12 protein-coding genes are annotated in these 11,270 nt (G+C 72.4%); 6 read left to right on the forward strand and 6 right to left on the reverse strand.

Translation table 11 applies throughout. From position 1 onward, the window contains the following. The first annotated feature begins 24 nt into the window (after positions 1-24). From ACIY1X_RS07505 to ACIY1X_RS07525, 5 genes are read left to right on the forward strand one after another with little or no spacing between them, the layout of a single operon-like run. The gene (locus tag ACIY1X_RS07505) at positions 25-939 is read left to right on the forward strand and encodes a sulfurtransferase (RefSeq protein WP_399679491.1); all 915 of its coding nucleotides are present in this window, start codon (positions 25-27) and stop codon (positions 937-939) included. Between the two features lie 13 nt (positions 940-952). After that, positions 953-1,519: a DUF2796 domain-containing protein gene (locus tag ACIY1X_RS07510; protein WP_399679494.1), complete on the forward strand. Its 567-nt coding sequence runs from the start codon at positions 953-955 to the stop codon at positions 1,517-1,519. Beyond that, complete coding sequence (locus ACIY1X_RS07515) at positions 1,516-2,223, forward strand: ABC transporter ATP-binding protein (protein WP_399679497.1); 708 nt, start codon at positions 1,516-1,518, stop codon at positions 2,221-2,223. Before ACIY1X_RS07510 ends, ACIY1X_RS07515 begins: the two co-directional genes overlap by 4 nt. Next, complete coding sequence (locus ACIY1X_RS07520) at positions 2,220-3,470, forward strand: ABC transporter permease (RefSeq protein WP_399679498.1); 1,251 nt, start codon at positions 2,220-2,222, stop codon at positions 3,468-3,470. Before ACIY1X_RS07515 ends, ACIY1X_RS07520 begins: the two co-directional genes overlap by 4 nt. 2 nt (positions 3,471-3,472) lie before the next feature. After that, positions 3,473-4,072: a DUF3299 domain-containing protein gene (locus ACIY1X_RS07525; RefSeq protein WP_399679500.1), complete on the forward strand. Its 600-nt coding sequence runs from the start codon at positions 3,473-3,475 to the stop codon at positions 4,070-4,072. On the opposite strand, the gene ACIY1X_RS07530 is transcribed toward ACIY1X_RS07525, so the two are convergent. Next, complete coding sequence (locus ACIY1X_RS07530) at positions 4,051-5,304, reverse strand: FAD-dependent oxidoreductase (RefSeq protein ID WP_399679503.1); 1,254 nt, start codon at positions 5,302-5,304, stop codon at positions 4,051-4,053. The two genes, ACIY1X_RS07525 and ACIY1X_RS07530, sit on opposite strands and share 22 nt — an antisense overlap. A gap of 97 nt (positions 5,305-5,401) precedes the next feature. Between ACIY1X_RS07530 and ACIY1X_RS07535 the strand changes: the two genes are divergently transcribed. Continuing rightward, positions 5,402-5,608, forward strand: a complete 207-nt coding sequence (locus ACIY1X_RS07535; protein WP_038205155.1) for a dodecin — start codon at positions 5,402-5,404, stop codon at positions 5,606-5,608. Between the two features lie 20 nt (positions 5,609-5,628). On the opposite strand, the gene ACIY1X_RS07540 is transcribed toward ACIY1X_RS07535, so the two are convergent. The 5 genes from ACIY1X_RS07540 to polA form a co-directional block, all read right to left on the reverse strand. After that, a complete protein-coding gene (locus ACIY1X_RS07540) occupies positions 5,629-5,853 on the reverse strand; it encodes a hypothetical protein (protein ID WP_399679505.1) in 225 nt (74 codons plus the stop codon). A 149-nt stretch (positions 5,854-6,002) separates the two neighbouring features. After that, positions 6,003-6,905, reverse strand: a complete 903-nt coding sequence (locus tag ACIY1X_RS07545) for a ZIP family metal transporter (protein ID WP_399679507.1) — start codon at positions 6,903-6,905, stop codon at positions 6,003-6,005. A gap of 103 nt (positions 6,906-7,008) precedes the next feature. Next, on the reverse strand, positions 7,009-7,905 hold the full coding sequence (locus tag ACIY1X_RS07550; RefSeq protein ID WP_399679510.1) for a dienelactone hydrolase family protein: 897 nt from the start codon (positions 7,903-7,905) through the stop codon (positions 7,009-7,011). A gap of 121 nt (positions 7,906-8,026) precedes the next feature. Then, the gene (locus tag ACIY1X_RS07555) at positions 8,027-9,166 is read right to left on the reverse strand and encodes a DUF1566 domain-containing protein (protein ID WP_399679513.1); all 1,140 of its coding nucleotides are present in this window, start codon (positions 9,164-9,166) and stop codon (positions 8,027-8,029) included. Between the two features lie 116 nt (positions 9,167-9,282). Beyond that, on the reverse strand, positions 9,283-11,270 hold a 1,988-nt coding region (gene polA / locus ACIY1X_RS07560; RefSeq protein ID WP_399679515.1), incomplete at its 5' end, for a DNA polymerase I.

The following is an 11,270-nucleotide window of genomic DNA, read 5'->3' on the forward strand; positions in this document are numbered from 1 at the left end:
CGCTTGCCTTTCCTTGCGCGCGCCATGACGACCTACAGCACCCTCATCACCGCCGACGAACTCCAGGCCTTGATGGACGCCAAGGCGAAGCTGATGGTGTTCGACTGCAGCTTCGACCTGATGAAGCCCGAGGCGGGCGCCGCGCAGTACCGCGAGGCGCACATCCCCGGCGCCGTCTACGCCCACCTCGACGCCGACCTGAGCGCCAGGCACGGCGCGCCCGGCCCCGACGGCCGGGTGATCGTGGCGCACGAGGCCGACCGTCCGGCGTCCGGCGGCCGCCATCCGCTGCCCAGCCGCGAGAAGTTCGCGGCCTGGCTGTCCTCCGTCGGCTTCGCCGGCGACATGCAGGCCGTCGTGTACGACCGCAACGGCGCCAACTACTGCGGCCGCCTGTGGTGGATGCTGCAGTGGATGGGCCACGAGGCCGCAGCCGTGCTCGACGGCGGCCTGCAGGCCTGGCAGGCCGCGGGCCGGCCGGTGGCCTCCGGCGACGAGCCGGCGCACTTCCAGTCCCACTTCGAGCCCGGCCCGCCGCGCGTGGCGCTGGTGGACACGCGCACCGTCGCCGCCCGCCTGGACGACCCGGCGCAGACACTGATCGATGCCCGCGCTGCACCCCGTTACCGCGGCGAGGTGGAACCTCTGGACCCGATCGCCGGTCACATCCCCGGGGCGCTGAACCGCCCCTTCTCCGACAACCTCGCGCCCGACGGCCGCTTCAAGCCCGCCGCGCAACTGCGCGCCGAGTTCGAGACGTTGCTGGGCGGCCGCGACCCGGCCACGGTGGTGCACCACTGCGGCAGCGGCGTGAGCGCGGTGCCCAACGTCCTGGCCATGCGCATCGCCGGCCTGGGCAGCACCGGCCTGTACGCGGGCAGTTGGAGCGAATGGAGCAACACGCCCGGGCTGCCGACCCGCCAGGGGGCCGAGCCCTGAGAGCCATCGACGCATGACACGCACCTTCCTACGCCGCACCCTTCTTCTTCCCTCGCTGCTGGCCTTCGGCGCCCTGATGGCGCCGGCATGGACCGCGGCGCATGCCCAGGCCCGCACCCAGCACGCCCACGTGCACGGCAAGGCCGAACTGACCGTCGCGGTCGACGGCCCGGCCGTCACCATCGGCATGGAGGCGCCGCTGGACAGCCTGCTGGGCTTCGAGCGCGCGCCGCGCACCGACGTCGAGAAGAACCTGGTGGAGCAGATGGCCGCCCGCCTGCGCGCGGCCGACCACCTGTTCAAGCTCGATGCCGCCGCCGGCTGCAAGCTCGGCCCGGTGCAGCTCGATGCGCCGGTGATCGGGCTGGGCCAGGGCGAGGCGCCGAAGGACGGCCACGCCGAGCTGCAGGCCAGCTTCGCCTTCAACTGCGCCAACACCGCCAAGGTCCGGGCCGTCGACACCGAGCTGTTCGAGGCTTTCCCGAACCTGCGCCAGATCGACGCCGAGATCGCGGCGCCCGACGGCCAGTTCAAGCGCAGCCTCAAACGCCCGGCCGCCCGCATCGAGTGGGGCAAGTGAGCCCGGCCGGGTCCATCGCGGTCCTGCAGGCGCACGAACTGCGCTTCACCTGGCCGGGCGCCGCGGCGCCCTGCATCGACATCGCGCAGTTCGAGGTGCGCGCCGGCGAGGCGGTGTTCCTGCACGGGCCCAGCGGCTGCGGCAAGAGCACGCTGCTGTCGCTGCTGGCCGGCGTGCTGGTGGCGGGCAGCGGCCGGGTCAGCCTGCTGGGCCAGGACTGGGCCGCGCTGGGCGGCAGCGCCCGCGACCGCCGCCGCGTGGCGCACGTGGGCTACATCTTCCAGCAGTTCAACCTGCTGCCCTACCTGAGCGTGATGGACAACGTGCTGCTGCCCTGCCGCTTCTCGGCCCGGCGGCGGGCCCAGGGCTCGCGCGCGCAGGCCGAGCAGCTGCTCACCGGCATGGGCATCGGCGCGGACCTCTGGGAGCGCAGCGCGCTGCAGCTCTCGGTGGGCCAGCAGCAGCGCGTGGCCGCGGCGCGCGCGCTGGTCGGCCGGCCCGAGGTGGTGATCGCCGACGAGCCGACCTCGGCGCTGGACGAGGACCGGCGCGAAGCCTTCCTCGACGTGCTGCTGGCGGCCTGCGCATCGCACGGCAGCGCCCTGGTCTTCGTGAGCCACGACCGGCGCATCGCCGAGCGCTTCGGCCGGCACGTGCTGCTGCCCGAGATCAACCGGGCCGCTGCCCACGCACAGCCCGCATGACCGCCCTGCTCTCCATCGCCTGGAAGAGCGCCTGGAACCGGCGCTTCACCCTGGCCCTCACCGTGTTCTCGATCGCGCTGGCCACGCTGCTGCTGCTGGGCGTGGAGCGCATCCGCACCGAGCTGCGCGAGAACTTCGCCTCCGCCGTCTCGGGCACCGACCTGATCGTCGGTGCGCGCACCGGCAGCACGCAGCTGCTGCTGTACTCGGTGTTCCACATCGGCAGCGCGACCAACAACATCGGCTGGAAGAGCGTGCAGGCGCTGGAGCAGCACCCGGGCGTGGCCTGGGTGGTGCCGCTGTCGCTGGGCGACTCGCACCGCGGTTTTCCGGTGGTGGCGACCACGCGCGCCTATTTCGCGCACGTGCGGCGCGGCGAACAGTTGCTGGACGAGGGGCAGCCCTTCTCCGGCCTGTTCGACGCCGTCATCGGCGCCGACGTGGCCGAGCAGCTCGGCTACCGCATCGACCAGAAGATCACCCTGGCGCACGGCACCGGCGAACTCACGCCCGAGCACGCCGACAAGCCCTTCACCGTGGTCGGCATCCTCAAGCGCACCGGCACGCCGATCGACCGCACCGTGCACATCGGCCTGGAGGCGATGGAGGCCATCCACCTCGAATGGGCGGGCGGCGCGCCGATGCCGGGCCTGAAGATTCCGGCCGAGCAGGTGCGCAAGTTCGACCTGCGCCCCAAGAACGTGACGGCCGCGCTGGTGGGCCTGAAGAACCGCGCCGCCGTGTTCGCCGTGCAGCGCTGGGTGCAGACCTACCCGGAGGAGCCGCTGATGGCGATCCTCCCCGGCGTCGCGCTGGACGAGCTGTGGCAGGTGATCGGCGTGGGCGAGAAGGCGCTGCTGGCGCTGTCGGGGCTGGTCGGCATCGTCAGCCTGGCCGGGCTGGTGTCGGTGGTGATGGCGGGGCTGAACGAGCGCCGCCGCGAGCTGGCGGTGCTGCGCGCGGTGGGCGCGGGCGCGCGCCACGTGCTGGCGCTGCTGGCGCTGGAAGGCGCCATCGTCACCGTGCTGGGCGTGGCCCTGGGCACGCTGCTGGCGGCGCTGGGCATCGCCGCGCTGGGGCCCTGGCTGCAGGCCCACTACGGCCTGGCACTGCGGCTGGCCGCTCCTACACTGAACGAGGGCCTGCTGCTGGCCGCCCTGCTCGCCGCCGGCTGGCTGGCCAGCCTGCTGCCCGGCGTGCGCGCCTACCGCCTCTCGCTGGCCGACGGCCTGTCTCCCAGGATCTGACGATGAACCGCTTCCACCCCTTCACCCTGCTCGCTGCCTTCATCGCGACCACCGCCCTGGCCGCCGGCCCCGCGCCCGAGGCCACCACCGCCGCCAACCCGCTGGGCGGCAAGGGCGCCCCGGCCAAGGCGGCGTCGGGCCAGGCGCGCCAGATCACCTGGGAGGAACTGGTGCCGAAGGACTGGGACCCGTCCCAGGCGTTCAAGGACATCGACCTCTCGAAGCTGGACGACGCCGACCCGCGCGCCAGCGAGCTGCTGATGAAGATGCAGGAGGTGTCGAACAACGCGCCGGTCAATCCCGAGATGAACGGGCAGTTGGTGAAGCTGCCGGGCTTCATCGTGCCGCTGGAGGAGGCCAAGGGCGGCGGCGTCACCGAATTCCTGCTGGTGCCCTACTTCGGCGCCTGCATCCACACGCCGCCGCCGCCGGCCAACCAGATCCTGCACGTGCGGCCGCGCACGCCAGCGAAGTTCCGCGCGATGGACACGGTCTGGGTCACGGGCCGGCTGGCGACGCAGCGCAACGACTCGATGATGGGCACCAGCGGCTACAGCATGGCCGCCGACAGCGTGACCCGCTACACCGACGGCGGCAAGTAGCCGCGCGCCCGCTCGGGGCGCAGCCCGACGCCGACCGCATAGGCCGGCAGCGCGCGCAGCGCCGGCCAGCGCTGCAGCAGCCGCAGCGGCAGGGGCAGCCGCTCGGGCGGCGGTGCACCTTGCAGCACCGGGGCCAGCACGCGCCGCTGGATCGCCACCTGCACCGCCTGCGTGGCGCGCGCCGGCAGCAGGCGGCGGCGCTGCACCCGCGCCAGCAGCGGATCGAGCCGCGCCGGCGGCACCGCAGGCGCGGCCAGCGCGGCGCGCAGGAGGTTCGCCGTCGCCACCGCGTCCTGCACGGCCAGGTTGATGCCCACGCCGCCGATCGGCGACATCGCGTGCGCCGCGTCGCCGATGCACAGCAGGCCGGGCTTCCACCAGCGCTCCAGGCGGTCGACCGCGACGGACAGCAGCTTCACGTCGTCCCATCCGGCGATGTGCTGCACGCGGTCGGCCAGCGGCGGCGCGGCGGCGGCCACCTCGGCGCGGAAGGCCTCCAGCCCCCGCTCGCGCACCGCCTCGAAGCCGCCCTTGGCGATCAGGTAGGCGCACTGCCAGTAGTCGTGGCGGTCGATGGTGGCCATGAAGTGGCCCGGGCTGACGAAGCCGCCGGTCTGGTTGCCTTCGCCGGGCGCCTTGGGCAGGCGCATCCACAGCACGTCGATGGGCGCGCCCAGCGTCCGCACGGCCAGGCCGGCGGCCTCGCGCAGCACCGAGCGGCGGCCGTCGCAGGCCACCACGAGGTCGGCCTCGACGCTCAGCGGCCCCTGCGGCCCGCGCGCGGTGACGCCGGCCACGCGGCCGCCCTGCTCCACCAGGCCCAGGCCCTCGGTGTTCAGCAGCAGGCGGAAGTGCGGGTGGCGCTCGGCCTCGTCGCGCAGGAAATCGAGGAAGTCCCACTGCGGCATCAGCGCGATGAAGTCGCGCGGCAGGCCGCGCAGGCGCGTGAAGTCCGCCACCGGCACGCGCCGGCCGAACACCACCGCCTCCAGCTGCCGCACCTCGTCGTGCGGGCGCGCGAGGAAGGCGTCCAGCAGCCCCAGGTCGTCCATCACGCGCAGGGTGGAAGGGTGCACCGTGTCGCCGCGGAAGTCGCGCAGGAAGTCGCCGTGCTTCTCCAGCACCGTGACCGGCACGCCGGCACGCACCAGCAGCAGGGCCAGCATCAGGCCGGCCGGGCCGCCGCCGACGATGCAGCAGCGGGTGCGCAGCGAAGAAGCGGCGTCAGGCATCACGGCGCCCCGGATTTGCCCCCACCGCGCGCGCCGGCAAGGCGGTGCAGCGCGGCGCGGATGCGTAGGATGGCAGCTCCCAACCAGGAGACACACCATGAGCGCCCATGTCTACAAGAGCATCGAACTGACCGGCTCCTCGCCCACCAGCAGCGACGACGCGGTGCAGCGCGCCATCGCCAAGGCCAGCGAGTCGGTGCGCAACATCCAGTGGTTCGAGGTGATCGAGACGCGCGGCCACGTGCAGGACGGCAAGGTGGCCCACTGGCAGGTGACGATCAAGGTCGGCTTCACGCTGGAATAGCCGGCCCGGAGGCTGGGCGCTCAATCCGGCGCCTGCACCACCCGGGCGCTTTCCTCGTCGGCCAGCACGTTGTCGGCGTCGAGGTCGCTGGCCTCGCTCAGGTCCAGGCCGGTGTCGGTGAGGTCGTCGTCGGGCAGGTCGTCCTCGGCCGCGGCCTCGTCATCGTCCAGGTCGTCGTCGATCGCCGCATCGTCCGGCTCCTCGGCACGGATGTGGGCAGGGCGGGAGGGGTCGGTGGCAGGCATGGCGAGCGCTCCTTCTTCTCGGGTGGCTCCGCCGGCGGCCCTCTCCTGGCGGCCGCTGGCGGCATGGCCCCGATGTTGAACCTGCGGGCGCCGCGGCGCCACCCTCCGGGCATGCACCGGGTGGGGCCATTGCTTGCGCGCCGCGGCCGTCAGTGCTTGTGGCCGTCGTGTTCGTCGTGCGCCTGCTCGGCGTGGTCGTGGTCATGGCCGTGCTCGTGGCCCTCGCCGTGCGCCAGCCGGCTGACGGCGGTGACCAGCACGATGCCCGCCAGCAGCCAGCCGATCTGGGCCGCCGTCTGGCCCGCCGTCAGGCGGCGCTGCAGCTGGGGGATCAGGTCGGCCAGCGCGACGTAGACGAAGCTGCTGCCGGCCAGCACCAGGAAGTAGGGCAGCCAGGGTTCGAACCGCTCGACCAGCCACCAGCCCACCACCCCGCCCAGCGCCGTCATGGTGCCGGCCAGCGAGACCTTGAGCAGCGCCGCCCGCAGGTCGGGCGCGTTCTGGCGCAGCACCACCAGGTCGCCGATGTGGTGCGGCACCTCGTGCGCCAGCACCGCCAGCGCCGCCAGCACGCCCAGGCGCAGGTCGGCGATGAAGGCGGAGGCGATCAGCACGCCGTCGCCGAAGCAGTGGACGCTGTCGCCGGTGAGCACGGTCCAGCCGCCCGTCGCGCGGGGGGCGGCGTGCGCATGCGCGCCGTGGCCGTGGTGGTCGTGCCCGCCGTGGTCGTGCGCCGGCGCCTCGCCGCCATGGTGATGCTCGTGCCCGTGGTGCCACAGCTCGGCCTTGTCGAGCAGGAAGAACAGCACCAGCCCGCCCAGCAGCACGGCGAACAGCACGCCGGGCTCGACGCGGCTCTCGAAGGCCTCGGGCAGCAGGTGCATGAAGGCCGTGGCCAGCAGCGCGCCGGCCGCCAGGCTGAGCAGGTACTGCGGTCCGTGCGCGCCGCCGCCGGTGCTGCCGCGCACGCCCAGGCGCAACAGCGCCGCCGCCACCCACACACTGCCGATGCCCGCGATCAGCGTCGCGGCAAGAACTGCCATCAAGGTCATGACTGCCATCCGGTCGGGCGCCGGCGCCCGCCGCTCCTCATGAAAAACAAAGGGCCGCCCCGAAGGACGGCCCGCGCTCCCGGCGGCGAAAGCGGCGGGGCCGCTACGCCACGCCGTGCGCCTTGAACCAGGCCAACGCCCGCTGCCAGCCGTCCTCGGCCGCGGCCTGGACGTAGCTGGGCCGGTAGTCGGCATGGAAGGCGTGGCCCGCATCCGGGTACACGACGAACTGGGAGGCCTTGGCCGCCGGGGTGCCGGTAGCCAATGCCGCCTTCATCTTATCGACCGTGTCAAGGGGGATGCCCTGGTCCTTGCCGCCGTACAGGCCCAGCACCGGGGCCTGCAGGCCGGCCGCGACGTCGATGGGGTGCTTCGGCGTCAGCTCGCTGGCCTGGCCGACCAAGCGCCCGTACCACGCCACGCCGGCCTTGACCTTGCCGGTGGCGGCATACAGCCACACGATGCGCCCGCCCCAGCAGAAGCCGGTGATGCCGGCCTTGTCGGTGTTGCCGCCGTTGGCGCGGGCCCAGGCCAGCGCGCCGTCGAGGTCGGCCATCACCTGCGCGTCGGGCACCTTGGAGACGACCTCGGCCATGAGCTTCGGCACCTCGGTGTAGCCCTTCGGGTCGCCCTGCCGCGCGTACAGCTCCGGCGCGATGGCCAGGTAGCCCTGCCTGGCGAAGCGGCGGCAGGTGTCGGCGATGTACGCGTGCACGCCGAAGATCTCCTGGATCACCAGCACCACCGGCAGCCCCGTCCTGCCGGCCGGCGCGGCAGCGTAGGCCGGCACCTCGAAGCCGGCCACCGGGTACTTCACCGGGCCGGCCTTCAGGCCCTCGTCCGAGGTCTGGATGGCGGTCTGCGCAGCGATCGGCAGGGTGGCGGCCGCGTAGCCCACGCCCAGCGCCGCCTTCAGGGCGGTGCGCCGCGTGGCGCCGGACTCGGTGCTCTCGCCCGGGCGCAGGGAGTCGAAGTCGCGTTTCAGGTCGTCGTCGAGCATGAGAAAGGCCTTCCTTCGGAGTTGAGGGGGAGGAAGGCGCAGTCTAGGGGCGCCGCGGCGAACGCGCCGGCGAAGCCACTGGCGCGGCACGGGCATGCCGCGCGCCGCGCCGGCGGCGTCCTCACTCGCGCACGAGCCGCACGCCGAGCCCCATGACGCGCGCCTCGCAGTAGAGGTTGCCTTCATCGCCCAGCGCCCAGGCGCTGATGGAAGCGCGCGCGGTATCGGTCTCCGGGCTGGCGGTGCAGACCGTGGAGGACCAGAAGCCCCGGCGCAGCGGCTCGGCGCCCGTCGCGGGAAAGTCCGCGGGAGGGACGTCCAGCTTCTCGAACCAGCGCTCCACCAGGCTGTTCATTTCCTTGACGGTGGGCAGGCGCCAGCCCGGCTGGCCACCGGCGTGCCGCACGGCCTGCACGTAGCCGTAGCGCCTGGCGGACCCGGTGCAGCGTCTGCCATTCCACGTCCGAGGCTCCTCGCAGCGGCGCCACACCAGGCCGGTCAGACGGTCCTCCACCACGCCGCCGGGCACGCCGCGCTCGTCGGCCGCCTCGCGCCAGCGGCCGGTTTCGGGCGCTTCCGGGCCGCGCACCAGGCGCACGAACAGCGGCTGCGTGTGGCTGCGCATCCGGCGATTGCAGCCGTACACAAAGGCCTTCCTGAAATCGACGCACCACATCCTCGTCTGGTCCATCGGCTCGGATGTCAGGTAGTGCCCCGCCACCGTGTTGGGAAACCATCGCTCGTCGATGGACGGCCGCCTGGCCGCCAGCCTCCGGGACGCCTCGTCGGTGTCCATCAGCGTGTTCACGTCGGCGATGCCGAACAGTTCGGCCGTGGTGGGCAGCCGCCAATCGGTGTAGCCGCACAGCCGCATGGCGTTGACCTGCGTCACATAGGCCATGGCGTCGCCGGGCCGGCCGTCGCCGTGGTAGGAATAGGCGTCGGTGTTGGCCCGGCTGCCCGGCCGGGGCGCGTTGTGCGGCCCATAGCTGTCGAGCAGCTTGCCCGTGCCCTGCGGCCCGGCCGTCGTCGCCATCCGCTGCAGTTGGCCGCTGTCGGGCTTGCCCTCCCAGACCAGGCCGGACACGCGGTCACGCACGCATTCGGTCAAGGGGCGGCCGGCCACGGCCTCGTAGGCAGGCAGGCCCGCGCCCAGCATGCCGTCCTGCTTGGGGAGCAGGCGCAGGGGGCCGGTGCCGTTGCAGGGCTGCGGCGTCGGCCAGTCGTCCTTGTTCGCATCGAGGGCCAGACAGGTCTGCACGCCTGTGGGAGGCATCTTCGCCAAAGGGCCCGCCCCGGCTGCGGACGATTGCGCTGCGGCCAGCGCCACCGCCAGCCCGAGCAGGGCCATCCCCGCAGCCGTGGCGCGTACCGGGCTCAGTGTGCCTTCTCCCAGTTCGGCCCGGTGCCGATCTCGGCCACCAGCGGCACCTTGAGTTCGGCCACGCCGGCCATGATGCGCGGCACCTCGGCACGCACCCAGTCGACCTCGGCCTCGGGCACCTCGAACACCAGTTCGTCGTGCACCTGCATGATCATCTTCGTCGCGCCGCCTTCGGCGTCGAGCACCGACTGCACCTTGTTCATGCTCAGCTTGATCAGGTCGGCCGCCGTGCCCTGCATGGGCGCGTTGATGGCGGCGCGCTCGGCGGCGCCGCGGCGCGGGCCGTTGGGCGAATTGATCTCGGGCAGGTACAGGCGCCGGCCGAACACCGTCTCGACGTAGCCGCGCTCCTTGGCGCTGGCGCGGGTTTCGTCCATGTAGTGCTTCACGCCGGCGAAGCGCGCGAAGTAGCGCTCGATGTAGGTCTTGGCGGCCGTGTTGTCGATGCCCAGGTTGCGCGCCAGGCCGTAGCTGCTCATGCCGTAGATCAGGCCGAAGTTGATCACCTTGGCGTAGCGGCGCTGCTCGCTGCTGACCTGGTCCGGCGCGACGCCGAAGACTTCCGCCGCCGTCGCGCGGTGCACGTCCATGCCGTCGTGGAAGGCGGCCAGCAGCGCCTCGTCCTCGCTGATGTGGGCCATGATGCGCAGCTCGATCTGCGAGTAATCGGCGCTGGCGATCACGTGGCCCGGCGCGGCGATGAAGGCCTCGCGGATGCGGCGGCCCTCGGCCGTGCGCACGGGGATGTTCTGCAGGTTCGGGTCGTTGCTCGACAGGCGCCCCGTCACCGCCACCGCCTGGGCGTAGTGGGTGTGCACGCGGCCGGTGCGCGGCAGCGCCATCTGCGCCAGCTTGTCGGTGTAGGTGCCCTTGAGCTTCGAGAGGCCCCGGTGCTGCAGGATCTTGGCGGGCAGCGGATAGTCCTCGGCCAGCTTCTCCAGCACCTCCTCGTCGGTGCTGGGCGCGCCCTTGGCGGTCTTCTTGACGACGGGCAGGCCCAGCTTCTCGAAGAAGATCTCGCCGATCTGCTTGGGGCTGCCCAGGTTGAAGGGCTGGCCGGCGATGGCGTAGGCCTCCTGCTCCAGCGCCATGATGCGCTGGCCCAGCTCGTGGCTCTGCGCCGAGAGCGTGGCCGCATCGATCAGCACGCCGTTGCGCTCCATGCGGTAGAGCGTCTCGCTGCTGGCGATCTCCAGTTCGTAGACGAAGCGCAGCCGTTCGTCGGCCTGCAGCTTCGGCCACAGCGCCAGGTGCACGTCCAGCGTCTGGTCGCTGTCCTCGCAGGAGTATTCGGCCGCCTTCTCGATCGCCACCTGGCTGAAGGGGATCTGATGCGCGCCCTTGCCGCACAGGTCCTCGTAGTCGATGCCGGTGCGGCCGCGGTGGCGTTCGGCCAGGCTGGCCAGGCCGTGGGGCTTGTGCACCTCCAGCACGTAGCTCTGCAGCATGGTGTCGTGCACGTAGCCCTGCACCTCGATGCCGTGGTTGGCGAAGACGTGGCGGTCGTACTTGATGTGCTGGCCGAGCTTGCGGCGCCCGGGGTTCTCCAGCCACGGCTTCAGGCGCGCCAGCACCTCCTCGCGCGGCAGCTGCTCGGGCGCGCCGGGGTAGTCGTGCGTGAGCGGGATGTAGGCGGCCTCGGCGGGCTTGACGCTGAAGCTGATGCCCACGATCTCGGCGCGCATCTCGTCCAGCGAGGTGGTCTCGGTGTCCAGCGCCGTCAGCTCGGCGGCCTCGATCCGCTCCAGCCAGGCGTCGAACTGCGCCCAGGTGAGCACCGTCTCGTAGACCAGGTTGGAGGCGCGCTCGGCCGCCGCGACCTCGAAGCCGTCGAGCAGCCCGGTGCCGCCTTCGGGAATGTCCGCCTCCTCCAGCCGCTCGGGCTGCACGGCGTGCGCCTCCAGCGTCTTGACCAGGCTCTTGAAGCCGTACTGCTCGTAGAAGGCCTTGAGCGCATCGCTGTCCTGCTCGCGGATGGCCA

This window comes from Xenophilus sp. (genome assembly GCF_044462705.1).
Taxonomy (GTDB): domain Bacteria; phylum Pseudomonadota; class Gammaproteobacteria; order Burkholderiales; family Burkholderiaceae_C; genus Xenophilus; species Xenophilus azovorans.

What these genes read in the sequence shown, in the direction of transcription:
- ACIY1X_RS07550 (WP_399679510.1), bottom strand. Translation starts at nt 7,905, where the DNA reads ATGCTCGACGACGACCTGAAACGCGACTTCGACTCCCTGCGCCCGGGC.
- ACIY1X_RS07525 (WP_399679500.1), top strand. Translation starts at nt 3,473, where the DNA reads ATGAACCGCTTCCACCCCTTCACCCTGCTCGCTGCCTTCATCGCGACC.
- ACIY1X_RS07505 (WP_399679491.1), top strand. Translation starts at nt 25, where the DNA reads ATGACGACCTACAGCACCCTCATCACCGCCGACGAACTCCAGGCCTTG.
- ACIY1X_RS07545 (WP_399679507.1), bottom strand. Translation starts at nt 6,905, where the DNA reads ATGACCTTGATGGCAGTTCTTGCCGCGACGCTGATCGCGGGCATCGGC.
- ACIY1X_RS07530 (WP_399679503.1), bottom strand. Translation starts at nt 5,304, where the DNA reads ATGCCTGACGCCGCTTCTTCGCTGCGCACCCGCTGCTGCATCGTCGGC.
- ACIY1X_RS07540 (WP_399679505.1), bottom strand. Translation starts at nt 5,853, where the DNA reads ATGCCTGCCACCGACCCCTCCCGCCCTGCCCACATCCGTGCCGAGGAG.
- ACIY1X_RS07510 (WP_399679494.1), top strand. Translation starts at nt 953, where the DNA reads ATGACACGCACCTTCCTACGCCGCACCCTTCTTCTTCCCTCGCTGCTG.
- ACIY1X_RS07520 (WP_399679498.1), top strand. Translation starts at nt 2,220, where the DNA reads ATGACCGCCCTGCTCTCCATCGCCTGGAAGAGCGCCTGGAACCGGCGC.
- ACIY1X_RS07535 (WP_038205155.1), top strand. Translation starts at nt 5,402, where the DNA reads ATGAGCGCCCATGTCTACAAGAGCATCGAACTGACCGGCTCCTCGCCC.